General features: G+C 70.9%; 24 protein-coding genes. 7 read left to right on the top strand and 17 right to left on the bottom strand.

Going from position 1 to position 24138, the window contains the following annotated elements:
- Nucleotides 1–60: 60 nt before the first annotated feature.
- From htpG to ACZ7GZ_RS23895, 3 genes are all read right to left on the bottom strand, one after another.
- Nucleotides 61–1965, bottom strand: coding sequence for a molecular chaperone HtpG (gene htpG / locus ACZ7GZ_RS23905; protein ID WP_471027218.1), 1905 nt, complete (start codon nt 1963–1965; stop codon nt 61–63).
- Between the two features lie 299 nt (nt 1966–2264).
- Nucleotides 2265–2474 (bottom strand): hypothetical protein, encoded by a 210-nt coding sequence (locus ACZ7GZ_RS23900; protein WP_471027216.1) that lies wholly within the window; start codon nt 2472–2474, stop codon nt 2265–2267.
- Between the two features lie 168 nt (nt 2475–2642).
- A complete protein-coding gene (locus tag ACZ7GZ_RS23895; protein WP_471027215.1) occupies nt 2643–2792 on the bottom strand; it encodes a hypothetical protein in 150 nt (49 codons plus the stop codon).
- A gap of 64 nt (nt 2793–2856) precedes the next feature.
- Here ACZ7GZ_RS23895 and ACZ7GZ_RS23890 point away from each other — a divergent pair, with 64 nt between their 5' ends.
- The gene (locus tag ACZ7GZ_RS23890) at nt 2857–3207 is read left to right on the top strand and encodes a DUF1330 domain-containing protein (protein ID WP_471027214.1); all 351 of its coding nucleotides are present in this window, start codon (nt 2857–2859) and stop codon (nt 3205–3207) included.
- A gap of 49 nt (nt 3208–3256) precedes the next feature.
- Nucleotides 3257–3604 (top strand): VOC family protein, encoded by a 348-nt coding sequence (locus tag ACZ7GZ_RS23885; RefSeq protein ID WP_471027213.1) that lies wholly within the window; start codon nt 3257–3259, stop codon nt 3602–3604.
- Between the two features lie 99 nt (nt 3605–3703).
- On the opposite strand, the gene ACZ7GZ_RS23880 is transcribed toward ACZ7GZ_RS23885, so the two are convergent.
- The 6 genes from ACZ7GZ_RS23880 to ACZ7GZ_RS23855 form a co-directional block, all read right to left on the bottom strand.
- A complete protein-coding gene (locus tag ACZ7GZ_RS23880; RefSeq protein WP_471027212.1) occupies nt 3704–4027 on the bottom strand; it encodes a HEAT repeat domain-containing protein in 324 nt (107 codons plus the stop codon).
- Nucleotides 4028–4130: 103 nt separating this feature from the next.
- Nucleotides 4131–4559 (bottom strand): ester cyclase, encoded by a 429-nt coding sequence (locus ACZ7GZ_RS23875; RefSeq protein ID WP_471027211.1) that lies wholly within the window; start codon nt 4557–4559, stop codon nt 4131–4133.
- Between the two features lie 135 nt (nt 4560–4694).
- The gene (locus ACZ7GZ_RS23870) at nt 4695–5276 is read right to left on the bottom strand and encodes an NADPH-dependent FMN reductase (protein WP_471027210.1); all 582 of its coding nucleotides are present in this window, start codon (nt 5274–5276) and stop codon (nt 4695–4697) included.
- The gene (locus ACZ7GZ_RS23865) at nt 5273–6265 is read right to left on the bottom strand and encodes an RNA polymerase sigma-70 factor (protein WP_471027209.1); all 993 of its coding nucleotides are present in this window, start codon (nt 6263–6265) and stop codon (nt 5273–5275) included. The genes ACZ7GZ_RS23870 and ACZ7GZ_RS23865 overlap by 4 nt, the downstream gene beginning before the upstream one ends.
- A 610-nt stretch (nt 6266–6875) precedes the next feature.
- Complete coding sequence (locus ACZ7GZ_RS23860; protein WP_471027207.1) at nt 6876–8327, bottom strand: purine-cytosine permease family protein; 1452 nt, start codon at nt 8325–8327, stop codon at nt 6876–6878.
- Between the two features lie 361 nt (nt 8328–8688).
- Nucleotides 8689–9492, bottom strand: coding sequence for an AraC family transcriptional regulator (locus ACZ7GZ_RS23855; RefSeq protein ID WP_471027205.1), 804 nt, complete (start codon nt 9490–9492; stop codon nt 8689–8691).
- Nucleotides 9493–9585: 93 nt separating this feature from the next.
- Here ACZ7GZ_RS23855 and ACZ7GZ_RS23850 point away from each other — a divergent pair, with 93 nt between their 5' ends.
- A complete protein-coding gene (locus ACZ7GZ_RS23850; protein ID WP_471027346.1) occupies nt 9586–10503 on the top strand; it encodes a TSUP family transporter in 918 nt (305 codons plus the stop codon).
- 58 nt (nt 10504–10561) lie between these two features.
- Here ACZ7GZ_RS23850 and ACZ7GZ_RS23845 read toward each other — a convergent pair whose 3' ends face one another.
- The 4 genes from ACZ7GZ_RS23845 to argG all read right to left on the bottom strand — a co-directional run bounded on the left by ACZ7GZ_RS23845 (nt 10562) and on the right by argG (nt 15466).
- Nucleotides 10562–11635 (bottom strand): fatty acid desaturase family protein, encoded by a 1074-nt coding sequence (locus ACZ7GZ_RS23845; protein ID WP_471027203.1) that lies wholly within the window; start codon nt 11633–11635, stop codon nt 10562–10564.
- 161 nt (nt 11636–11796) lie between these two features.
- Nucleotides 11797–12795: a type I glyceraldehyde-3-phosphate dehydrogenase gene (gene gap / locus ACZ7GZ_RS23840; protein WP_471027201.1), complete on the bottom strand. Its 999-nt coding sequence runs from the start codon at nt 12793–12795 to the stop codon at nt 11797–11799.
- Between the two features lie 144 nt (nt 12796–12939).
- Entirely contained in the window at nt 12940–13896 is a 957-nt protein-coding gene (locus tag ACZ7GZ_RS23835; protein ID WP_471027200.1) for a GlxA family transcriptional regulator, read from the bottom strand.
- Nucleotides 13897–14017: 121 nt separating this feature from the next.
- On the bottom strand, nt 14018–15466 hold the full coding sequence (gene argG / locus ACZ7GZ_RS23830) for an argininosuccinate synthase (RefSeq protein ID WP_471027199.1): 1449 nt from the start codon (nt 15464–15466) through the stop codon (nt 14018–14020).
- Between the two features lie 531 nt (nt 15467–15997).
- Here argG and ACZ7GZ_RS23825 point away from each other — a divergent pair.
- Nucleotides 15998–16666, top strand: coding sequence for an O-methyltransferase (locus ACZ7GZ_RS23825; protein WP_471027198.1), 669 nt, complete (start codon nt 15998–16000; stop codon nt 16664–16666).
- Between the two features lie 105 nt (nt 16667–16771).
- On the opposite strand, the gene ACZ7GZ_RS23820 is transcribed toward ACZ7GZ_RS23825, so the two are convergent.
- Together ACZ7GZ_RS23820 and ACZ7GZ_RS23815 are read right to left on the bottom strand one after the other, a co-directional pair.
- Nucleotides 16772–18430 carry a penicillin-binding transpeptidase domain-containing protein gene (locus ACZ7GZ_RS23820; RefSeq protein WP_471027196.1) on the bottom strand — a complete coding sequence of 553 codons (1659 nt, stop codon included), beginning with the start codon at nt 18428–18430 and terminating at the stop codon, nt 16772–16774.
- Between the two features lie 178 nt (nt 18431–18608).
- Entirely contained in the window at nt 18609–19175 is a 567-nt protein-coding gene (locus ACZ7GZ_RS23815; protein WP_471027194.1) for a TetR/AcrR family transcriptional regulator, read from the bottom strand.
- An 81-nt stretch (nt 19176–19256) separates the two neighbouring features.
- Between ACZ7GZ_RS23815 and ACZ7GZ_RS23810 the strand changes: the two genes are divergently transcribed.
- Complete coding sequence (locus tag ACZ7GZ_RS23810; RefSeq protein WP_471027192.1) at nt 19257–20180, top strand: SDR family oxidoreductase; 924 nt, start codon at nt 19257–19259, stop codon at nt 20178–20180.
- Nucleotides 20181–20546: 366 nt separating this feature from the next.
- Here the strand turns inward: ACZ7GZ_RS23810 and ACZ7GZ_RS23805 are convergent, their stop codons facing one another.
- Complete coding sequence (locus tag ACZ7GZ_RS23805; protein WP_471027190.1) at nt 20547–21299, bottom strand: TioE family transcriptional regulator; 753 nt, start codon at nt 21297–21299, stop codon at nt 20547–20549.
- A gap of 102 nt (nt 21300–21401) precedes the next feature.
- On the opposite strand from ACZ7GZ_RS23805, the gene ACZ7GZ_RS23800 reads away from it, so the two are divergent.
- Both ACZ7GZ_RS23800 and ACZ7GZ_RS23795 read left to right on the top strand, forming a co-directional pair.
- Nucleotides 21402–22559, top strand: a complete 1158-nt coding sequence (locus tag ACZ7GZ_RS23800; protein ID WP_471027188.1) for an erythromycin esterase family protein — start codon at nt 21402–21404, stop codon at nt 22557–22559.
- 196 nt (nt 22560–22755) lie between these two features.
- Nucleotides 22756–23154 carry an ACT domain-containing protein gene (locus ACZ7GZ_RS23795; protein ID WP_471027187.1) on the top strand — a complete coding sequence of 133 codons (399 nt, stop codon included), beginning with the start codon at nt 22756–22758 and terminating at the stop codon, nt 23152–23154.
- Between the two features lie 129 nt (nt 23155–23283).
- Here ACZ7GZ_RS23795 and ACZ7GZ_RS23790 read toward each other — a convergent pair whose 3' ends face one another.
- On the bottom strand, nt 23284–23775 hold the full coding sequence (locus ACZ7GZ_RS23790) for a GNAT family N-acetyltransferase (protein WP_471027185.1): 492 nt from the start codon (nt 23773–23775) through the stop codon (nt 23284–23286).
- Nucleotides 23776–24138: the final 363 nt, after the last annotated feature.

Below are 24138 nucleotides of genomic sequence, written 5' to 3'. Positions count from 1 at the left end.
TACGCGGTCGGCGGCCCGCCCGGGGAGCCGGGCGGGCCGCCGATGTCGGGCGGATCGGGGTTACAGGGCGCGTTCCAGGCGGTCCGCCATCAGCTTGACGAAGCGGGCCGGGTCCTTCGGCTGGCCACCCTCGGCGAGCACCGCCAGGCCGTGCAGGACTTCGGCGGTCTCGGTCAGCTCGGTGCGGTCCTCGCGCTCCTTGTACGCCCGGTTGAGACCCTTCACCAGCTGGTGGTCCGGGTTGAGTTCCAGGATCCGCTTGGCGCGGGGTACCTCCTGGCCCATCGCGCGGTACATGTTCTCCAGCGCCGGGGTCAGGTCGTTCGCGTCGGAGACCACGCAGGCCGGGGAGACCGTGAGGCGGGAGGACAGGCGCACCTCCTTGATGTCCTCGTCCAGCTGCTCCTTCATCCAGTCGAGCAGCCCGGCGTACTCCTCGCTCCGCTTCTCCCGCTCGCCGTCGCCCTCGTCCTCGCCCGTGGCGTCGAGGTCGATCTGCCCCTTGGCGACGGACCGCAGCTTCTTGCCCTCGTACTCGCCGACGGCGTCGGCCCACACCTCGTCGACGGCATCGGTGAGCAGCAGCACCTCGATGCCCCGGTCGCGGAAGGCCTCCATGTGCGGGGAGTTCTCGATGCTCTGGCGGGACTCGCCGGTGAGGTAGTAGATGTCCTCCTGCCCGTCCTTCATCCGTTCCACGTAACTCCCGAGCGTGGTCGGCTCGGTGTCGTGGTGCGTGCTCGCGAAGGACGCGACGGCGAGGACGGCGTCGCGGTTCTCGGCGTCGGTGACCAGTCCCTCCTTCAGGACGGTGCCGAACTCCCGCCAGAACGTGGCGTATCGCTCCTGGTCCTTGGCCATCATGTCCTTGACCGTGGACAGGACCTTCTTCGTCAGCCGTCGCCGGATCATCTCGATGTGGCGGTCCTGCTGGAGGATTTCACGGGACACGTTGAGCGAGAGGTCGGCCGCGTCGACGACGCCCTTGACGAAGCGGAGGTACGGCGGCAGCAGGGCCTCGCACTCGTCCATGATCAGCACGCGCCGGACGTAGAGCTGCAGGCCACGCCTGAAGTCCCGGGTGAACAGGTCGTGGGGCGCGTGCTCGGGGAGGAACAGCAGGGCCTGGTACTCGAAGGTGCCCTCGGCCTGGAGCCGGATCGTCTCCAGCGGGTCGCGCCAGTCGTGGCCGATGTGCTTGTACAGCTCGTGGTACTCGTCGTCGGACACCTCGTCGCGCGAGCGCGCCCACAGGGCCTTCATCGAGTTCAGCGTCTCGGGCTCGGGTGCCTCGTCACCCTGGCCGGAAGAGCTCGCCGGGACCATCCGGATCGGCCAGGTGATGAAGTCCGAGTAACGCTTGACGATCTCCCGGATCTTCCACGGGGAGGTGTAGTCGTGGAGCTGGTTCTCCGGGTCGGCGGGCTTCAGGTGGAGCGTGACCGAGGTGCCCTGCGGCGCGTCGTCGGCCGGCTCGAGGGTGTAGGTGTCCTCGCCGCGCGACGTCCACCGGGTGCCCTGGCTCTCGCCGGCGCGCCGGGTCACCAGGGTGACCTCGTCGGCCACCATGAAGCCGGAGTAGAAGCCGACGCCGAACTGACCGATGAGCCCCTCCGCACCGGCCGCGTCCTTGGCCTCGCGCAGCTCCTGGAGGAACTTCGCGGTGCCGGAGTTGGCGATCGTGCCGATGAGCTGCCCGACCTCGTCGTACGACATCCCGATGCCGTTGTCCCGCACGGTGAGGGTACGGGCGTCGTTGTCGATGTCGATCTCGATGTGCAGATCGGACACGTCGGCGTCCAGCGAGTCGTCCCGCAGCTTTTCGAGACGCAGCTTGTCGAGCGCGTCGGAGGCGTTGGAGACGAGCTCCCGCAGGAAGACATCCTTGTTCGAGTAGACCGAGTGGATCATCAGCTGCAGCAGCTGACGGGCCTCTACCTGAAACTCAAGTGTTTCAGTCGGCATGTTCGCGCATTCCTCACAGGTGTTATCGCCGGAAACTGATGCCAGCCACTGTAAAACACCATGTCAGGAGCTGGCCGGGATACGGCACCGGTGGCTGGATCCCGCGCCCGTGTTCGACGCGAGGGAGAGGGGGAGCGACACCGGGTCCGGGGCGGGCAGCGACGGCATCGCCTCGGGGAGCGGCCTCGACAGGGGGCCCGCGCTGTGGGCGTGCGGGCATGTCGGGCCCGGGCCCTGGGTGACGGCGGCACGCGGGCCGGGGGGACGTCGGGGCCTTCCCGGACGAGGTGCCAGGCTGTTCAGCCGGCCCGTCTCCACGGCGCGCCGCCGCCCCCGGGGCACAGCGCCGTGTGGTTCCGGCCCTTGCCGACCACGAGGAACTCCGCGTCCGCCGCCGCGACGGCGTCCGGGCCGGCGGGTTCGATCCACTCGGCGGTGCCCGTCTCCCGGGGCCGCAGCCGCTCCGCCGGGACCGCGGCGTGCGGGCGTCGCCGGGCCCGGTCCGCCATCGGCCGCGGTCACCGGTGCCCCGAGAGGCCGGAGGCGACCAGGACGAGCGCCCGCAACCGGTCCGGACTGGACACCGCACTCGTCCATCAGGGCGATCAGATCGAGATGGCGGCCGGACGCCCGGGCCGCGTCCGCGGAGGCGCCCCGGCCCCGCCAGTCGTAGCGGATCACCTGGTTGCCCGCCGCCGGGCCGGTGAACCGGCGTCCCCCATACGCCGGTTCGTGCTGTCCGCGTGCACGAACACGACGGTCTCACCGCTGCCCGCCTCGGAGTACGCGGTCTCCGCCCGGGGCGTCAGGGTTACCTGAAAAGTCATCGCCCACAGTGCGCCCAGAGGGCAGGATGTGGACATCAGCAACCGACCGACCGGGAAGGACCCCATGTCCGCGTACGCGATAGCTCACCTCCAGGAAGCCGCCCCGCACCCGGAGATCGCCGAGTACATCGCCCGGGTCACCGCCACCTTCGAGCCGTACGGCGGCCGGTTCCTCGTGCACGGCGCTGCGCACGAGGTGAAGGAGGGCTCCTGGCCCGGGCATGTCGTCGTGATCGGCTTCCCGTCGATCGCCCAGGCACGGGCCTGGTGGGACTCCGACGCGTACCAGGCCATCGCCCCGCTGCGTTCCCGGCACATCGAGGGGGACATCATCCTGGTGCCGGGCGTGAGCGAGGACTACGACGCGGCGGTCACCGCACAGACCATGCTGGAGGCCCTCGCCGACCACCGCTAGGCTCGCCTCCGCGCGCCGCTGATCGCCCGTTCCCACCTGGAGTGCGTCGATGTCCGTTCGCCGTGTCGTGCCCGTGGTCCGGTCGGAAGCCGTGCGGGAGAGCCGGGAGTTCTACGGCCTGCTGGGGTTCGAGGAGGTCATGAACCACGGCTGGATCATGACGCTCGCCTCCCCTTCGGCGCCGGCGGCGCAGGTCAGTTTGATGACCCACGACGAGACCGCCCGGGTCATCCCCGACATGAGCGTCGAAGTGGATGACGTGGACGCCGTCTACGCGGTCGTGCGGGAGAGCGGCGCGGAGATCGTTCATCCCCTGCAGGACGAGGAGTGGGGTGTGCGGCGATTCTTCGTCCGTGATCCCGACGGCCGGGTGGTCAACGTGCTGAGTCATCGCTGAACGGGGGCGGGAGCGTCCGTTCGTAGACGGTCCCTCCCGGTGCGAACCGGCCCGCCTTCTTCCGCACCGCAGGGCTCGGGTCGTTCGCGTGGGATTCCGTCAAGGCGGCTGCGGCACGTGCGTCGAAGTGGGCGACCTTGCCAGCGAGTTCCGCGGCCATGGCCCGGACGTGGGGTCGGGGTCTGCCGCCAGGTGGTGCAGCGCGGGTTCGGGGGCCCGGTCCGGCCCCGGTGCGCAGGTGTCGCCCTTGCACCGGTCGCAGGCCAGGGCATGGAACGCGGCGATCCTGACGCGAGCGTCGGGATCGCCGGCCATGGCGACGAGTTCACCCATCGACTCGGTGTCGAGCAGGTGGTCGAGCAGGCGGCAGCAGCCCTGCCGGACGGCTGGTTCCTCGGCGCGCGGGCAAAGAGATTTCCACACCCGTGAGGCGGGCCCCGCGCAGGGCGCGCGCGGTCACGTTCGCGGCGGTGGCGTGCGCGTCGAGACCGACGGTGTGGCCGCGGCGGGCCGGTAGAAGTGGTCCTCACGGGGCGCCCAGTTGCCGCATCTGCGAGAAGACATCGACGACGCCCCAGATCTCGGTGATCCGGCCGCTCTGGAAACGGAAGATGAAGATCTCGCCGTAGCTGACGGACCTGCCGGTCGGCGGCACACCACGGAATTCGCCCCGGTGGGTCCCGGTCACCGTGTTCCTCGCCACGACCTTGTCCCCCTCGGCGATCACATCCTCGACCGCGACGTGGATGTCGGGAAACGCGCCGAGCAGCACCGTCCACACCTGCTTGAGTGCCTGCACCCCCGTCATGCCCATCGGTACCGGCGCGTGGAACAGCACGTCCGGCGCGACGAACTCATCGATCGCCTTCGAGATGATCTGCGGATCGCCGCTGTTCACGGCGTCATGAAAGCGGCGGGAGATCTCCTTGTTGCGGGTGGTCTCTTCTGTGGGCACTACGACTCCTCCTCGTGATCTTGCGTTCCACCGTTACCGCACCGGACAACGCCGACACCGTGCGGGCCGAAGCCGATGAACGGCTCGCGCTCACCGCTCGGTCCACGGTGCCGGCGCAGGCGCTCCGGACGCCGTTCAGACCGTGGCCTGGCACCGCTCGCGCAGCGGGGCCAGCGCCTGCGCCCAGGCCAGCAACTCGTCGACCAGACCCTGCACTTCGGGCGCGTGCAGCCCCCGCGGACGGAACTCGGTGAAGTTCTCGAAGTCCTCGCGCAGCGTCAGCGCCACCTGCGGTCCGATGTCGGCCATGCGCAGCACACCCGCCTGGGCGCGCAGCTTCTGCACCGCCATGACCGCGCCGAAGACGCCGTAGCCGACGTAGCCGACGGGTTTGCCGCCCCACTCCTCGTAGAGGTAGTCGATGGCGTTCGTCAGGGCGGCCGGCGGGGCGGTGTTGTACTCGGGCGTGACGACGACGAAGGCGTCGCACGAGCCGATCCGCTCGGCCCAGCGCCGGGTGTGCGGCCGTCCGCCCGGTGCCACGCGTGCCGGTACCGCCTCGTCGAGCAGCGGCAGCGCGTAGTCGTTCAGGTCCACGAGTTCGAAGTCGGCGGTGTCGCCCGCGTGTCCGGCCGCCAAGTGCCGTACCCATGCGGCCACCCGGTCGCCGTTGCGGCCGGGACGGGTGCTGCCGATGATGATGCCGACCCTGATCATGTCCGATTCTCCTGATCTGCTTCCGGTGCGTGCTCGTGCGTGGTGAACGGGTCTGCCGGTTCCTGGAAGCCCATGTCCAGGCGAGCCTGGTGCGTGGCGCGCAGGAGAGCCCAGGCGTCCGCTACGGGACCCATGTGAGTGAGCTTGTCGGGGTTGCTGACCGTGCGGATCGTCTGGATCCGCCCGTCGAGGATGTCGAGTGTCCAGGTGTTGAGGACCTTGCCGTTGCGGTCGCGGAAGACCGCGCCGGGCTGGCCGTTCACCTGGCGTGGCGCCATGACGCCGCCGATCGCGGCGAACGGTGGGAGCAGCATGGCGAGCATGCGGGACACCTGGTCGGTGCCGAAGAGTCCACCGGACCAGTGCGGGGCCTTGCCGCCGCTGTCCGCGACCATCCGGACGTCGGCGGCGAGCAGGTCCCGCAGCGCGTCGACGTTGCCGTCCTGCAAGGCGTCGAAGAACCGTTCGGCGAGTTCATCGCGTTCCTTGCGATCCGCCTCGAACCGGGGCCTGCCCGCGTCCATGTGGCGGCGTGCGCGTACGGCGAGCTGGCGGCAGGCCGACTCGGAGCGCCCCACCGCCGAGGCGATCTCGGGGAAGCCGAAGGAGAACACCTCGCGCAGTACGAAGACCGCCCGTTCGAGCGGGGTGAGCCGCTCCAGCAGGAGCAGGGACGCCATCGACAGGGAGTCGGCGAGCTCCGCCGCGTGCTCCGGATCCTGATAGGGGTCGGTGAGCAGTGGCTCGGGGAACCACGGCCCGACGTACTGCTCGCGCCGCACACGGGCCGAGCGCAGCACGTCGATCGAGATCCGGGTGACCGTGGCCGAGAGGAACGCCCTGGTCGAAGCAGGCCGGGTCCGGGAGAGGTCGTAGCGCAGCCAGGTCTCCTGGACCGCGTCCTCGGCCTCGGTCACGCTGCCCAGGATGCGGTAGGCGATGGAGAACAGCAGCGGTCGCAGTCGCTCGAACTCCGCGGCCCGGCTCACGCGAGCACCTGTCCGAAGCCCGCGCACCCCGCCGGAGCAACCCCGGCTCCGTCCGCCAGGAACACCCGCATGACCATCGCCTCCTTGATCCCGAGCCGTTCTCCGGAATCTGAGACGAGACAGCCCGGCCGACTGTGACATGGGCGAGGGAAACGGGTGGGCTGCCTGCCCGGGAGACGGCGATCACCGCCTGCCGGAAACGAGCTGAGCGGTCATCAACGGAACCGGGCTTCGGGATCAGGAGGCGCAGCGCCCGGGCTCTGGCCGGGGCGGCCGTCGTACCGCTCGCCTACGACTGCGACGGCCAGGACGGCATCCACATACCCATGTGCCGCATTCGCTATCCGGGGTCGCCGTCGGCCCGCGCCGGACACGGGCGGCGCGCCGGGTGGGCGGGGCAGCCCGCCGTGGTCGCGACGACCCGGCCGAACCCGATCGCCGGGCTCCGACCCCGGCCCTGCGGCGGCTCCCCCGCGGGCAACGCACTCGCCGCGTCTTCACCGTCGTACGCCGTGGCCGCAGGCGGCACGCCGCGGTCCTCGCCTGCCGGGAGGCCCTGCTCCGGGCGGTCGCCCTGCGCTCCGACCTGCCCCGGCGCTCCGGCCCGTGGTCAGGGCTCGCGGTGTTCGTGTGCCGCCTGCTCCAGCGCCTCCGCCTCGGCCTCGGCCAGCCGTGTCTCGGCGGCCACGTCGATCGAGCGGGTCAGCCACCAGTACAGCAGCGCGGAGACCGGAAGGCCGATGAACAGCGAGATGTCGGCGCCGCCCAGCGCCTTGGCGGCGGGGCCGACGTACAGGGTGCCGACGGAGAAGAAGGGGACCATGACGGCGAAGCCGACCAGGTAGGAGATGATGCCGTGCCAGCCCCACCGGCCGTAGATGCCGTGCGGGTTGAAGATCTCGGCGATGGCGTAGTGCCCGCGGCGTACGACGTAGTAGTCCATCAGGTTCACGGCGGTCCACGGGATGAACAGGTAGAGCACCAGCAGCAGGAAGTTGTTGAAGTTCGTGAGGAAGTTGGCGGTCGCGGCCAGTGCGCCGATCAGGGAGAGCGCCGCGGTCAGGCCGAGGCTGAGCAGTCGTACGGCCAGCGTCGGCCGGACCCGTTTGAACGAGTCGATGCCGCTGATGAGGGTCAGCGAACCGCCGTACATGTTCAGGGCGGTGACGGACACCAGGCCCAGGGCCGAGAAGAGCAGCACGATCGCGCCGAAGCCGTCGAACACCTTGTCGCCGGCCGCGTTGATCGACGTGATGGTGTCGAAGCTCGTACCCGCCCAGGCGGCCAGCAGCGAGCCGAGGACCATCAGCCAGATGCCGCCGAGCGCGGAGCCGAAGTACGTCCAGTAGAAGGTCTTGCGGACCGTCACATCGGGCGGGAGGTAGCGCGAGTAGTCGGAGACGTAGATGGCCCAGCTGATCTGGTAGCCGGCGACCACACCGAACTGTGCGAGGAACGGGGTCCACTTGAAGGCGCCGAGGTCGAAGGAGCCCGCCGGATAGTGCAGGGTGACGAGGACCCCGACCGTGAAGACGCCGAAGATGACCAGGAAGGTGTACGTCAGGAACCGCTCGGCCTTGTGGATGACGTCGTAGCCGACCAGCGCGATGACGAGCGCGACCACGGTGACCACGACCACCCACAGTTTGACGCCGCCGTGCAGGGTGGTGTGCAGGGAGTCCGCGGCGAGGATGCTGTTGAAGACGTTGAACCCGGCGTACTGCACATAGGCGAAGAGCCACACCAGGAGGGCGCCGACGTAGCCGAACTGGGGACGCGACTGGATCATCTGCGGCAGGCCCAGCTGGGGTCCCTGAGCCGAGTGGAAGGCCATGAAGAAGGTGCCGATGACGGTGCCGGCGACGATGGCCAGCAGGGACCAGATCAGGTTGCCGCCCTCGGTGATGCTGATCAGTCCCACGGCCAGGGTCGCGATCTGGGCGTTGGACATGAACCACAGCGGGCCCAGATGCCAGAGCTTGCCGTGCCGCTCGTTCAGGGGAACGTAGTCGATGGACCGGACCTCGAGGCCGGACACCCTTGGCTCAGCTGATGTGCTCATGACGCCTCCCGGCGGTCCGTCTGCCTCTGGGACACATTGTTCTCCGCCCGGGACGGCGTGACGAGCGGTGCGTGCGGAGATACCGGGAGCGGAGGGTGGCGATGGGGTGCGGGCGGCACAGCTCGGCGCCGAGCCGGTCACGCAGAGCGATGGGGAGAGGACCGGCGGGTGTACGGCGTGGACGCACGGGTACGCCGCCGAGGCGCCGCCCGCGTGCGGCCGCAGCCGTCCCGCGACGGCTCCGGGTATGCGGGCGAAGGCGAAGGCGAAGGCGAAGGCGAAGGCGAAGGCGATCTGGACGAACCGCGGGTGCGGAGGAGACGTCACGCGCGGCACGGCCAAGTGCCGGGAGTGGGACGGCTCAGGCCTGCCTAGCCTCGCGGGGCGCGCCACCCCCGTTGCGGTGGCTCGCGGTGAAACGGGACGGAGGCATGCCGAAAGCGCGGGTGAAGGCGGCGGTCAGCGCGGCGGGAGAGGCGTAGCCGAGGCGGCCGGAGACTTCGGTGACCGAGGCCGTACGCAGCAGCGGCACGGCGGCGAGCAGACGCGCGCGGGTGCGCCAGACCGCCGGACTCTCCCCGGTCTCGGCGCGGAAACGCCGGGTGAAGGCCCGTTCGCTCATGGCGGTCCGCGCGGCCCATGCCGCGTTGGTGACGCCGGCGTCCGGGGCGGCCAGGTACTCCCGGCAGATCGACGCGAGGTCCGCGGCGGCGGGGATCGCCACGTGGAACGGGAGCGGGGTGCGCGCGGCGATCTCGTGCAGGAGGAGCGCCACGACGCAGCCTTCCCGGCCGGAGAGGCTGTAGTCGGCTTCGAACTCGACGGCGGCCAGGAGGAGTTCACGCAGCAGCGGCGGAACGTCCACGACCGTGCAGGTGGCCGGCCACCAGGGCACGGCGTCCGGCTCGATGTAGAGGCTTCGGGTGCTCACCTCCAGCATGCGGACCCGGTGCCGGGTGGTGGCCGGGATCAGCACGGCCCGCTCCGGCGGAACGGTCCAGGTGCCCTCGGGCGTGTCGACGACCATCACACCCGTCGCGCCGTACAGGAACTGCGCGCGCCGGTGCTGGTGCCAGTCGAGCACATGGCCGGGAGGGTAGTCGGTGCCGATGGGCAGGACGGCCCGGTCCACATGGTCGAGGTCGTCCAGGGAGACGTTCTTCACGCGGCCACTGTAGGGGCCGAGTCTCGAAGGAATGGTGCCGGGCATCGCATGCGGGAAGCTCACCGCGGCTGGTGAGGTGGCTCTGTGAACGACTTGGCACTTCTCGGCGTCGGGCTCCTCACCGGGGTCACGACGGTCCTGTTCGGGTTCGGCGGCGGCTTCGTCGCGGTCCCGGTCGTGGTGTGGGCGAACGCGGCACTCGGCGCGGACGCGATACGGGTGGCGACCGCCACCTCGGCCCTGGTGATGACGGTGAACGCGGGGCTCGCCACGGCCCTCACGCCCCGGCGCGTCCTGTCCGCCCTGCGCGGCAGCGGCACGCTGCTGCTCCTGCTGGCGGTCGGGGCCGCGGCCGGTGCGCTCGCCACCCGCCACGCCCCGGCCGGCCAGGCCCACTGGGGCTTCGTCGCGTACGTCGCTCTCACCATCGCCGACCTGCTCCTGCGCCCCGGCTTCCTGCGGCGGCGCACACCGGCCGAGGAGAGCGGCGCGGCTCAGGTGGAGCAGACCCGCGAGGCCCAGGTGGAGCAGACCCGCGAGGCCCAGGTGGAGCAGACCCGCGCAGGGCGGGTGGAGCAGACCCACCCGGCTCGGGCGGGGGCGATCCGCGAGGTGCCTCGGCCCCTGCCCGCCGCCCTCGGCGCGCCGGTCGGCGCGGTGGCGGCCTTCCTCGGCGTGGGCGGAAGCGTCATGACGGTCCCCGCGCTACGACGCGCCGGGCACCCGATGCGGGCGGCGACCGCACTGGCCAACCCCCTCACCCTCGCCATCGCCCTCCCCGCCACCGTGCTCTCGCTGACCGGCACGGACGCCGGCGCCGTCGCCGGACACACACATCCGCACCTGGTCGGTCTCGTCGATCTCCGCGCCGCCGGGGCGCTGCTCGTCGGCGCCCTGCCCGTCATCGCGGTGCTGCGGCGCCGGCCGCCCCGGATCCCGGACCGCGCCCATGCCTGGGCGTATCTCGCGCTGCTCGGCGCCGTGGAGCTCGCGATGCTGTTCGCGGGCTGAGGCGGGCCCGCGGCGGACGGCGAACTGCCGGCGGACACTGAGGACTCCGGGGCTGCCGTCATGATGCCTTGCGCTGCCGCCTGATCGGTTCTCCCACTCGGTGCATGTGTGTGAGGGCCTCGCGGTAGGACCGGAGCAGGCCGGTCTCGTGGTACGGCACGCCGATCTCCGCGCAGTACTCACGGACGATGGCCTGGGCCCGCCGCAGATGGGGTGTGGGCATGCTCGGGAACAGGTGGTGCTCGATCTGGTAGTTGAGCCCGCCGAGCATCACGTCGGTGAACCGGCCGCCGCGTACGTTGCGGGAGGTGAGGACCTGGCGGCGCAGGAAGTCGGGCCGTTCGTCACCGCTGAACGTGGGCATGCCCTTGTGGTTCGGTGCGAAGGTGCAGCCGAGGTAGACACCGAAGAGGCACTGGTGCACGGCGAGGAACGCCACCGCCTTGCCGGGCGAGAGCACGAGGAAGAGCGCGGACACATAGGCGGCGAGGTGCAGAAAGAGCAGACCGCCTTCCAGCAGCCGGTGCTTCACGGCCGGCGAGCGCAGCGCGCGCACGCTCGCGACGTGCAGGTTGAAGCCCTCCAGGGTCAGCAGCGGAAAGAAAAGCCACGCCTGGTGGCCGCCGATGAGGCGGGCCAGACCACGGCTGTCGCGGGCCTGGGCGGTGGACCACACGAGGATGTCCGGGGCGACATCCGGGTCGAGTTCCTCGTGGTTGGGGTTGGCGTGGTGGCGGGTGTGCTTGTTCATCCACCAGCCGTAGCTCATGCCGATCCCGAGATTGCCGAAGAGCCGGCCCCACGTTTCGCTCGGCCGGCCGCGCCGGAACACCTGCCGGTGCGCCAGGTCATGTGCCACCAGGGCGACTTGACCGAACAGGAACGCCAGGAAGGCCGCCACCGCCAGCTGCCACCAGGTGTCGCCGAGCGCGAGGAAGGCCCCCCAGCCCGCCACCGTCAGCGCGATCACCAGACCGAGCCGTGCCGTGTAGTAGCCGGGGCGCCGCTTCAGCAGACCCGCCTCGGCGATACGCCGGGACAGCCGGGCGAAGTCGCTGCCGGCTGCGGAACCGGACGGACGGGAACGGGCCGGCGCCTCGGCCGCGACCGAGGCATGAGGGGAGATCGTCATGCCGTCGAGTCTCGGCACGCCCGTTCGCCCGGAACAGCCAGCCAGTCACCGGACCGCATGGGGGGCTTTCCCTACGACGTCCAGGGTGTTGTCACTACTCCACGCCGCTGACCTCCGTGTTCTCGGGCTCCTGGGTCCCGGTCGACGTGCGGCGTCTCCGGTCAGCGCGCGGCGAGCAGTTCGAGTGTGTCGATCACGCGGTGGGAGAAGCCCCATTCGTTGTCGTACCAGGCGACCACCTTGACGTGGCGGCCGTCGACTCGGGTGAGGGCGGAGTCGAAGACCGAGGAGGCCGGATTGCCGGTGATGTCGGAGGACACGAGCGGGTCGTCCGAGTACTCCAGGATGCCGGCGAGTGCTCCCTGCGCCGCGGTGCGGTAGGCCGCCAGCACGTCGTCGCGGGTCACCTCGCGTGCGACGGTCGTGTTGAGTTCGACGATCGAGCCCACCGGAACGGGCACCCGGATCGAGTCGCCCGACAGCTTGCCGTCGAGGTTCGGCAGCACAAGACCGATCGCCTTGGCCGCGCCCGTCGTGGTCGGCACGATGTTGACGGCGGCGGCGCGGGCCCGGCGGGCGTCCCGGTGCGGACCGTCCTGCAGGTTCTGCTCCTGCGTGTAGGCGTGCACGGTGGTCATGAACCCGTGCTCGATCCCGGCGAGTTCGTCCAGCACGGCGGCCAGCGGGGCGAGCGCGTTCGTGGTGCAGGAGGCGTTCGAGACGATCGTGTGCAGGTCCGGGTCGTACGCGTCGGTGTTGACCCCGTACGCGAGCGTGACGTCGGCTCCGTCGGACGGCGCGCTCACGAGCACCTTGCGCGCGCCTGCGTCGAGGTGTGCGCGGGCGGCCTTCGCCGACGTGAAGCGGCCGGTCGCCTCGAGGACGATGTCCACACCGAGTTCGGCCCACGGCAGCTGAGCGGGCTCGCGCTCGGCGAGGACGGTGATGCGGCGGCCGTCGACGACGAGGGCGTCCCCGTCGACGGTCACGGGACGGCCGAGCCGGCCGGCTGTGGTGTCGTAGGCGAGCAGCCGCGCGAGGGTGGCGGGTTCCGTGAGGTCGTTCACGGCGACGACCTCCAGGGCGCTGCCGCGTTCGAGCAGCGCGCGCAGCACATTGCGTCCGATACGGCCGAAACCATTGATGGCGATGCGAGTCATGAGTGGTCTCCCCTGGGTTTCCGCGGGCTTGCGCCGGCGTCTGCCGGTTCCTTCGGTGCGCCACCAGCGTCGCGTGCCGCCCGCGCTCATGACCGTGTCGCGAGCGCCATGGTTCGCAAGGATCGCGCCAGCGGGTACAGGCGGCTATTCGCCCTGGCTGAAGGTGCGCCGGTACTCGCTCGGGGTGGTGCCGAGGATCCGCTGGAAGTGGGTCCGCAGATTCGTGCCGGTGCCGAGGCCGACGTCGGCGGCGATCTGCTCGATGCTGCGCTCCGAACGCTCGAGCAGTTCGCGGGCCAGGTCGATTCGCGCCCGCATCACCCACTGCATCGGCGTGTACCCGGTGTCCTCGACGAAACGCCGGGAGAGCGTGCGCGGTGAGACCGCGGCGTGCCGGGCGAGCACCGTGAGGGTGAGGTGCTCGCCGAGGCGGTGCAGGGCCCACTCGCGGGTCGCGGCGAACCGCTCGCCGAGCGGCTCGGGCACGCTGCGCGGCACGTACTGGGCCTGGCCTCCGCTGCGGTAGGGGGCGGCGACCAGGCGCCGTGCCGCGTGGTTCGACACGGCGATACCGAGGTCCGTGCGCAGGATGTGCAGGCACAGATCGATGCCGGAGGCGGCGCCTGCCGATGTCAGGACGCTGCCCTCGTCGACGAAGAGGACGTTCTCGTCGACCCGGACGAGCGGGTGCTTCGCCGCGAGGGCCCGCGCGTAATGCCAGTGTGTCGTCGCGCGCTTGCCGTCGAGCAGGCCCGTGGCCGCGAGCGCGAAGGCCCCCGTCGAGATGGCGGCGAGCCGCGTGCCCCGTGCGTGGGCCGCGAGCAGCGCGTCGACGACGGACCGCGGCGGGTCCTCACGGTCGGGAAACCGGTACCCGGGGATGAAGACGATGTCCGCCCACGCGAGCGCGTCCAGGCCGTGGGCGACGTGGTACGACAGCCCGTCACCGCCCGTCACCAGCCCGGGCGCCGCCCCGCACACCCGCACCTCGTACGGCATGCTGGCCCGCGTCGTGAACACCTGCGCCGGGATTCCGACGTCCAGCGGCTTGGCACCTTCGAGCACGAGGACGGCGACGCGTTGCAGACGGGGGGACGGCACGGGACACAGGGTACGAGAGTGGGCCGTACGACGGCGGGCCCCTTTCGTCGTACGACGACGGGCCCCGCCGGTGGGAAACCGACGGGGCCCGCTGCCCAAGGGCGTGTGGCCGGTCGGTGTGTCAGTCCGTGCCGGACTCCATCGCGGCACGGTCCAGGGCCGCGTCCTCGTCCGAGACCTCCCCGCGGGAGGCGATCGCCTCCGCGCCGCCCTGCGGCATGGCGCCGATCAGACCGGTGGAGGCCGCCTGGGCCGCGCCGATCAGGGCGGGGTGCGCGGTGCCGACCATGCCGATCCCCGCGTACTGCTCCAGCCGCGCGCGGGAGTCCGCGATGTCGAGGTTGCGCATGGTGAGCTGGCCGATCCGGTCGGACGGACCGAACGCGGAGTCCTCGGTCCGCTCCATGGACAGCTTGTCCGGGTGGTAGCTGAACGCCGGGCCCGTGGTGTCGAGGACCGAGTAGTCCTCACCGCGCCGCAGCCGCAGCGTCACCTCGCCGGTGACCGCCGCGCCGACCCAGCGCTGCAGCGACTCCCGGATCATCAGCGCCTGCGGGTCCAGCCAGCGGCCCTCGTACATGAGGCGGCCGAGCTTGCGGCCCTCGTTGTGGTACTGGGCGAGGGTGTCCTCGTTGTGGATGGCGTTGACCAGCCGCTCGTACGCCGCGTGCAGCAGCGCCATGCCGGGCGCCTCGTAGATGCCGCGGCTCTTGGCCTCGATGATCCGGTTCTCGATCTGGTCCGACATGCCGAGGCCGTGCCGGCCGCCGATGGCGTTGGCCTCCATGACCAGTTCGACCGGCGAGGCGAACTCCTTGCCGTTGACCGTCACCGGACGGCCCTGGTCGAAGCCGACCGTCACGTCCTCGGGGGCGATCTCGACCGAAGGGTCCCAGAACCGCACGCCCATGATCGGCTCGACCGTCTCGACGCCGGTGTCCAGGTGCTCCAGGGTCTTGGCCTCGTGCGTGGCGCCCCAGATGTTGGCGTCGGTCGAGTACGCCTTCTCCGTGCTGTCGCGGTACGGCAGCCCGTGCGCGAGCAGCCACTCGGACATCTCCTTGCGGCCGCCCAACTCGGTCACGAAGTCGGAGTCCAGCCACGGCTTGTAGATGCGCAGGTGCGGGTTGGCGAGCAGGCCGTAGCGGTAGAACCGCTCGATGTCGTTGCCCTTGAAGGTGGAGCCGTCGCCCCAGATCTGTACGTCGTCCTCGAGCATCGCCCGGACCAGGAGGGTCCCGGTGACGGCGCGGCCGAGGGGCGTGGTGTTGAAGTAGGAACGACCGCCCGAGCGAATGTGGAACGCGCCGCAGGCGAGCGCGGCCAGCCCCTCCTCGACCAGGGCCGCGCGGCAGTCGACCAGGCGCGCGATCTCGGCACCGTAGCTCGTTGCGCGGCCGGGCACCGAGGCGATGTCGGGCTCGTCGTACTGGCCGATGTCGGCGGTGTAGGTGCACGGGACGGCACCCTTGTCGCGCATCCACGCGACGGCGACCGACGTGTCGAGACCGCCGGAGAAGGCGATACCAACGCGCTCGCCGACCGGAAGGGAAGTGAGGACCTTGGACATAGGAAGAGTATGCATCATTCCGTATGCCCATGCATAGTGCGGGCTCGCCACCGGCTCCTTCGGGACCGTCGGCCGCCTGCCGTCGCCGACGGGCCCCTTGCCGGAGGTCGCCCCGCAGCAGCGCGCCGGACGTCAGGCGGACGAGCCTGGGCGCGGCCGTCCGGTCGCGGTGGGCGGCGAGGGTCGCCGGGCAGCCGGCGGCGAGCGCGGCGATGCCGTCGGAGCCGGTGCCGGGGCGGACACCACCGGCCCGCCGGGCTCCGCGGAGCAACGCGGTCAGCACCTGACGGAACCGCCGTCCGACCGGCCGCGTGGGCCGGCCCCTGCGCCCGCTGTGGCGCCTTGGCGCCGCACCGCGGCACCCGCCCTCGCGCGCCGTCGCCGACAGCCTCCAAGCCGTCGTCACCCGCTGCGCGGCGGAGTCCGGCGGATCGGCGATGTGCACACTGCCGGGAAAGCCATTGACAGGCTGCCGGACTCCCCTAGTAGGTTCCCTTTCGGAACTTGGTGAGTACCGAAAGGGAACCTACTGTGCCTCAGCAGACGTGGACCGCGGTCGACGACTACTTCAACGGCCTGCTCGTTCAGGAGGACACCGCCCTGCTCGCGGCTGCCGAGAACAGCGACACGGCCGGGCTCCCGGCGATACAAGTGGCCCCCAACCAGGGCAAGTTCCTGAACCTGCTAGCCAGGCTCCAGGGCGCGCGCCGGATCCTGGAGATCGGCACCCTCGGCGGCTACAGCACCATCTGGCTCGCGCGCGCCCTGCCCGAGGACGGCCGCCTGGTCACGCTGGAGAGCGATCCGGACTACGCCGCCGTCGCCGCCGCCAACATCGCCCGCGCCGGCCTGGAGCACGTCGTCGACGTCCGCGTCGGCAAGGCCCGGGACTCGCTGCCCCGGCTCGCAGCCGAAGCCGCGGGCCCGTTCGACCTGGTCTTCATCGACGCCGACAAGCCCTCCAACCCGGAGTACCTGGAGTGGTCCCTGAAGCTGACCCGGCCGGGCAGTGTCATCGTCGGCGACAACGTCGTCCGCGACGGCGCCGTCACCGACGCGGGCAGCGACGACCCCCGTGTCCAGGGCGTGCGCCGCTTCACCGAACTCATCGCGGCACATCCCCGGTTGACGGCCACCACACTCCAGACGGTCGGCTCCAAGGGCTACGACGGCTTCACCCTCGCCCTCGTCACGGGGTGAGGGAATCGGCGGGTGAGGGAATCGGCGGGCCCGCGTGCACGCCATCGGCGCTCACACGGGCCAGACCCCAGCCCCGGATCGGCCCTCGCGCGGGCGACTCCCCCGTCAGCTGCCGGTCAGCAGCCGCCGGACCACGTATCCGGCAGAGTCCACACCGGAGCTGCCTCCTTCGACCAAGGCCGCGACCGAGATGCGGGAGTTGTAGGCGGTGAGCCAGCCGTTGGTGTGGTCCCCCTCCTCCGCGGTGCCGGTCTTGGCGCCGACCCCCGCCAGTCCGCCCAGCCGCGGAGCCGCCGTACCGCTGGTGGCCACGTTGCGCATCATCGACTGCAGAAAGCCGGCCGTGCGGGCGGAGATGGGCCGGGGCGCGGGATCCTGGTGCTGGCCCGGCAGGATGATCGGCTGCTCGAAGCCGGTGTTGCGGACGGTGGCCGCCACGGATGCCATGAACAGGGGCGTGGCGGTGACCTTGCCCTGGCCGATGAACTGGGCCGCCTGGTCGCCGCCCTGCACGTCCGCCGGGATGCTCGGGTCGGTGGTGGCGACACCGCCGCCGATGGACCAGCTGCCCATGCCGAAGACGTTCACGGCCTCGTCGTGCAGGGCGGAGGCGTCGCCGTCGTGCACGAGGTGGTGGAAACCGTCCTTGATGAAGGAGGTGTTGCAGGACACCGTGAACGCCTGCGCGAGGGAGGCGCCCGGGTTGGCCCGCACGCCGGAGTCGTTGTGGAAGAGCTGGCTGTTGGCCGTCAGGGAGTCCGTGCACGGTGCGGGACTGTTCGGCGTGAGGCCTGCCTTGTCGAAGAGGGCCGCCGACGTGATGATCTTCATCGTGGAGCCGGGGGACTTGATGCCGTTGATGGCGATGTCGCCGTCGTCACCCGTGTGCGCGAGCGCGAGGATGTGACCGTTGCGCCAGTCGAGCGCCACGGTCCCGGCGGGCTTCTGCTGGAGGTGAGGGTCCTCCACGGCGTGCTCGGCCACCGCCTGCAGGCCGGCGTCGATGGTGGTCCTGACGATCGCCGGCCGGCCCTTGGTGAAGACCTTCAGCGTCTTCACACCCGCGCCGCCGCCGTCGACCACGGCCACGCCCGTTCCCGGGGTGCCGCCCGTGGGCTTCGCGTTCTTGCCGATCGTCGCCACGGCGTCCCGCAGCGAGGCGAAGCGGGACAGGTCGGTCCTTCCGTCGCTCGCGACGACCTTCGCGCTGGTCGAGCCGGCCGGCAGCTTGCCCGCGGTCAGCGACTGGCCGTCGCCCAGGCCCGGATAGAGCACCGAGTTGTTCCAGTGGACCGCCAGCTGGCCGTTCGTGCTCTTGCGCACCGCGACCGCGCTCGGATAGCTCCAGGTACCGCCCGCGACCTCGGCGCTGACGTCGAAGGTGACCTTGGTGGCGCCCGGCGTCACGGATGAGGGCCCCGCGGACAGGATGTGATCGAACGACAGCTTCTTCAGGTGCAGGCCGTCGGCGTAGGCCCGCAGCGCCTGCGAGGCGGTGTCCGGTCCGTCGGTGTCGCTCGCCGCGCCGTCCAGGTGCCGCTGGGACCAGCTGTCCAGGAACGCGCGGGTCAGGTTCTTCGCCTCGGCGCCCGACGGCGGCGTACCCGACACCGCCGAGGGGTCGAAACCGCGCGCTTCCTTGGTCGTGTCGTCACCCGCTGAACCGGAGGTCAGGCCATGCATGATGTTGTAGGTACCGATTCCCCCGAGGGCGAGCAGCGCGGTGCACGTACCGGCGAGGCCGATCTTCACAGCTCTGTTCATGCAGGGGATCGTATGGATGTTCCATGAAAGCGTGTGCCGATAGCCGGGAGATCGTTATCGGAACGTCAAATTGGGGTTGCGCATTCATCGGCAGACGCACGAAGCACGGGACGCATCCGGCCGCCCCGGACGACACCGCCGACATCACCGAGGACGTCACGCCCTGCCGTGCGGTCGTCTAGCCGCCCGAGGCCACCGTCTTGAGTTCGGCCAGCGACTCCCGGATCAGCTGCCCCATCGGGCGTTCCTCGGCCGGTGCGATCCAGCGTTCGAAGGCGACCTTGAAGACGGCGACCGCCGCCTCGGCGGCGAGGCTCGCGTTCGGCTCCACGACGCCGCGGCCGCGCAGGGTGCCGGTGAGCGCCGCCGCCAATGAGGCGAGCTTGATCAGTTCGCGTTCCCGGAGTTCCGCGTTCGCCGTGATCACGGCATGCCGTCGGCGGGCGAACTCGCGCCGGTCGGCGAACATCTCCGCGACGGCGTCCAGCCCGACCGTCAGCGCCTCGAGTGGCGCCGCGGACCGGGGGGCACCGGCCACCGCCCCCACGAACAGGTCCTCCAGCTCACCGGCGCCGGCGAACAGCACCTCGCGCTTGTCGGCGTAGTGCCGGAAGAAGGTCCGCTCGGTGAGCCCGGCACTCTTGGCGATCTCCGCCACGGTGGTCTGCTCGTACCCGCGCTCGGCGTAGAGCGCCAGTGCGGCCCTCGCCAGGCGTCCACGCGCGTCCGGCTCCCATCTCCCCATGCGGAGATCCTACGTGATGACAGGGGCTGACATCAGGTGTAGCGTCTATGACAGTCACTGACATCAAGTGGGGGGTCTCCCATGCGCATCTTCGTCACCGGCGCCTCCGGCTGGATCGGATCCGCCGTCGTACCCGAACTCATCGAGGCGGGGCACCAGGTCACCGGGCTCGCCCGCTCCGACGCCTCCGCCGCCGCGCTCGGCGCGGCGGGCGCCGAGGCCGTCCGCGGCACCGTCGACGACCTCGACGTCCTGCGGGACACGGCCGCCGCCTCGGACGGGGTGATCCACCTCGCCTTCAAGCACGACATCGCCTTCAGCGGCGACTTCAAGGGCGCCGCCGAGGCGGACCGCCGAGCCGTCGACGCCTTCGGGGAAGCGCTCGCCGGTACCGGCCGGCCCTTCGTCCTCGCCTCCGGCGTGGCAGGCCTCGTGCCCGGACGGGTGGCGACCGAGCGGGACATGCCCTCGTTCGACGGCTCGCCGGTCTCGATCCGGGCGGTCACCGCGCAGGAGGTGCTCGCGTTCGCCTCGCGTGGCATCCGCTCCTCCGTGGTCCGGCTCGCGCCGACCTGTCACGGCGAGGGAGACAACGGATTCATGACCATGCTGGTCGCGCTCGCCCGCGAAAAGGGCGTCTCCGGCTACATCGGCGACGGCGCGAACCGCTGGCCGGCCGTCCACCGTCTCGACGCCGCTCACCTCTTCCGCCTGGCGGTCGAACGGGCCCCGGCCGGATCGGTGCTGCACGGTGCCGCCGAGGAGGGCGTCACGATCCGTGCCGTCGCCGAGGTGATCGCCCGGCACCTCGACGTACCGGTGACCTCCGTGACCCCCGAGGCCGCGGCCGGGCACTTCACCTGGCTGGCAGATTTCCTCGGCCTCGACGCGCCGGTGTCGAGCACCCTGACCCGCGAACTGCTGGACTGGGAGCCGACGCAGCCGGGCCTCCTCGAAGACCTCGAGAAGGGGCACTATTTCCAGGCCTCGGCCGCCGGCGCCTGACATGACCTCCGGCTGACGGACCAGGAGAAGCAGGCACGCTACGGCCGGGCCGTCGGCCAGGGCGGGACGACCGGGACGACGGGGGCGTCACGGCAGAAGACGGCGGCTCTACGGCTGGACAGGGGCGATCGCCACATCACCCGGCTCGGCGCCACGGCCGTAACCGCGATCGCCGGTCTCTGCGACGGCCACCCACACCTCCCCACCCGCAGGAACTGGAACGCAGAGCGCGGCCCCGGTCCCACGTACGCGGCTGCGATGCGACGGGCGGACCGAGGCGGGGTGCCCGGCGGCCTCGTCGGCATACCGGGGCCCCGGCACTATCAGGCGCCGGGCATCTCCGAGGGCTCCGCCGGTACCCGTCCTTCATGCCTTCTCCGGCGGGCAGGGGTGGAGTTCCCCGTTCTCGCTGTCGAGGTGGGTCAGGTAGGCACTGAGACGTGTGGCGGCGTGCAGCATGGCGAGGCCCTGGGCGGTGAGTTTTCGTTGCCAGGTGTCCAGGGAGGCGGCCAGCGCCTCCGTGCCGCCGGCCGTGCGGATCTGCTGGACCACGGTGGCGATGTGGTCGAGGAGATGACCCCCGCGCCGCAGGAGGTGTGCCAGTTCGGCGTCACGGATGTCGTCGGCGTGGAAGACACGGTATCCGGTCGCCGGGTCCCGGGCGGGCGTGAGGATGCCGGCGCTTTCCCAGTTGCGCAAGGTCGCCGGGGTGACGTCGAGTTGGTGCGCGAGTTCGCCCACGGTGCGGGTTCCGGGGCCGGGTGCGGGATCTGCGGCAGCCGGGGGCTTTGCTGTCAGGTGGTTCACCGCTGCGCGCACGGCTTCGAGGGTCTCCCGGTCGCGGAGCAGCTGGGCGTGGCCGCGGTCGATGATCGTCAGGGCGTCGTCGCGTTCGTCCCGGTGGACGGCGTTCATGATCTGGCCGGCGGCGGCGTACCCGTACGCCGGGACCAGCGAGAGGTAGGCGTGCAGTGCTGCCGCGTGCACCTCGGTGTAGATCCGGTAGCCGCTGGGCGTGCGCTCGGCGGGCGGGATGAATCCGTGCCGCTCGTAGTTGCGCACGGCCTGGGTGGAGATGCCGTGCTCGCGCGCGAGATCGGTCGGTCGCAAGGTGATCACCGGTTGAGACTTTATCCCAGCTGTCGCCCCCGAAACAGCCCGATCCGAGCGCAACAGCCTGCCAAAGCCTCAACTGTTCTTTCAAAGATACGATTGAGGTCCATGAGTCAGGACATCCGAGACTTCGTGACCCCGGCATGCGACCTCTTGGCGCTCGGTGAGCCCACACACCGGGAACCGGCGTTCGCCCGGGTCCGCAACGAACTGTTCGCCCAGCTGGCCGACCGTGGCTTCCGCTCGATCGCCCTCGAAACCGATCGCGTGGCGGCCCTCGCCGTGAACGACTACGTCCAGGACGGAACCGGAGACCTCGACGCGGTCATGCGCGAAGGCTTCTCCCACGGCTTCGGGGGCCAGGAGCCCAACAGGCGGCTGGTCAGCTGGATGCGCGACCACAACAGGAACCGGCCGCCGGAAGAGCGCCTGGCCTTCCACGGTTTCGACGCGCCGCTGGAGAACTTCAGCGCACCCAGCCCCCGGACCTATCTGGAACACGCCCGCGACTACCTGGGACTCGACCTCGACCTCGCGGCACTCACCGGCGACGACACACGGTGGAGCCGGCCGGACGCGGTCCTGGACCACACCATGTCACCCGGCGCCACGGCCGAGGCCGGGCGACTGCGGTCGATCGCCGACGACATGCACCTCGCGCTCTACGGACGGGCCCCGGAACTGATCGCGGCGACATCCCGCGAGGACTGGGTCGGGGCCAGGACACATCTCACCGCCGGCCTGGGCCTGCTGCGCTACCACAGGCAGTCGGCGCAGCCCCTCGAACCGGGTTCCCGGGAAGCCTGCCTGCTCGCCACCCGCGACGCGCTCATGGCCCAGAACCTCCTGGACATACGGGCCATCGAGGAGGAACGGGGCGCGACGCTGGTCTTCACGCACAACTTCCACCTGCAGCGCAACGCGAGTGCCTGGCGTCCGGGGGACCTGGGCGCGCAGTGGTCCGGTGCCGGCGCCATCGTGGCCGCTCTGCTGGGCGAGCGGTATGTCTGCGTCGCCGGCAGCCTGGGCCGCAGTGAGGCTCTGGGACTGCGGGACCCCGCTCCGGACACCCATGAGGGTCGCCTCCAGAGGCGTATCACCACGTGGGGCCTGGAACCGGCCACCGCGGACCCGTCCGCCCGCACACGCACGGACACACAGCCGAGGCAGGGCTACTTCCCACTCGACCGGCCGACCCTCGGCGCGGTGGACGCGGTCCTGCACATCAGCGACGGCATGACCGCGGGCACACCCGCACACACCTGACGCGGCAGGAGGACCGGAGCCCGCGCCGCCGGGCCGCGCACGCGGCATGACGATGCCCATGCACACAACCGCCGAAAGGCCCATGCCGCGTGAACGGCCCGGCGCGCCGCCCGTTGAACCGGCCTTCCCGACCGACACGCCCGCTGCTGCCTTCCTGTTTGACCGCGTACGGCCGGTCGCCCCCTAGGCTGGGTCCGTGACCGGCGAGACTGATCTGCAGACACTGCTCAGCGGCATGCGTCCGGAACTGAATCCGGGCCACTATGTCTTCACCATGGCCGAGGGAGGCGTGCCGTCCGGTGTCACCCCCGTGGTGACGGTCGCCGAGCAGGAGGGCCTGGCCCTCGTCGTTCCGCGGGCGGAGGCGGACGCGGCGGGGATGGCGTACGACTACGTGGCCGGATGGATCACCTTGCGGGTGCACTCCGCGCTGGCCGCGGTGGGGCTGACCGCGGCCGTCGCCCGCGCCCTCGCCGACGCGGGCCTGAGCTGCAATGTGGTCGCCGGTTTCCATCACGACCACCTCTTCGTGCCCTACGACGACACCGAGCGGGCCATGGAGGTCCTCCAGCGGCTGTCCCGCAGCTCTGCCTGAGCCGCTGGACGACAGTGACTCCCGCGTCGATGGACCGAGTCCGGGTTCGCGGCCCTGCGCTGCCTCGACCCACCCGCCCAGGGCTGCGCGACGAGCCACGGACAGCGGCCCGGCCCTTCCGTCGTCGGCTCAGACGGGCATGATCAACGTCTGCACGAAGTCGACGGCGCCTTCTCGCTGGTAGAAGCGCACGGCGTCCTCGTTGCCCGCGATGACGGAGATCTTCATGACCTGGACGCCCGACTCGGCAAGATGCTCGCGCGCCGCGCCGATGAGGGCCCGCCCCACGCCGGCGTCGCGAGCCCCGTCATCGACCACGAGGGTTTCCAGCACGCCGACCTGATCTCCCCACTGCCACGAGCCGGCCCCCTCGACGACGCGCACGACCGCATAGCCGAGCAGACGATCCACGTCCCGCGCGACCAGCACCCTGGTGAGCGGCTCCCCCATCCACCGGAGGTACTGCCCGCGCCGCAGTCGCCATGAGTCCGCGGGTGAGCGAACAGCCCCCAGACTCGCCAGATGTCCCGCCTTGCTGCTGTGATGGTCGAGCAACTGCCTCCAGAGGAACTCCAAGCGGTCGACGTCAGGAGACGCCAGAACATCGATCACGGGATTCACACCGGGCAGCGTAACCAGCGATACCCGCTCGGATACAACTGTTGACCGGGTCGGCCACCGCAGGACAGCGAGGACCCGGTGGACGTGTCATGCTCCGCGAACCGGTCCTCCGCCCCGCGCTGAGCCCCGTCACGAGCGCGAGACCGTCGGCTTCCAGTGGTGTTCCGGGTCCAGGCAGAAGTGCTCACGCCAGTGGGCTCGTGCGTCGGCCGCGGCGCCACACATGCGGCCAGGACACCGTCCACCTCGATCGCCTCGGTGTACGCCGGCGCGAACCCGTCCCGCAGCCGCTGGCGCACCCGGTGCGTGTCGTACCGTCCGCTCGGCGACGTCCAGCCGCGATGTCCCGGTCCACCTGTTCCT

Source organism: Streptomyces sp. NPDC037288 (assembly GCF_055603265.1).
The sequence above is the reverse complement of the archived record's forward strand: the minus strand, read 5'-3'. Positions and strand labels throughout refer to the sequence as shown.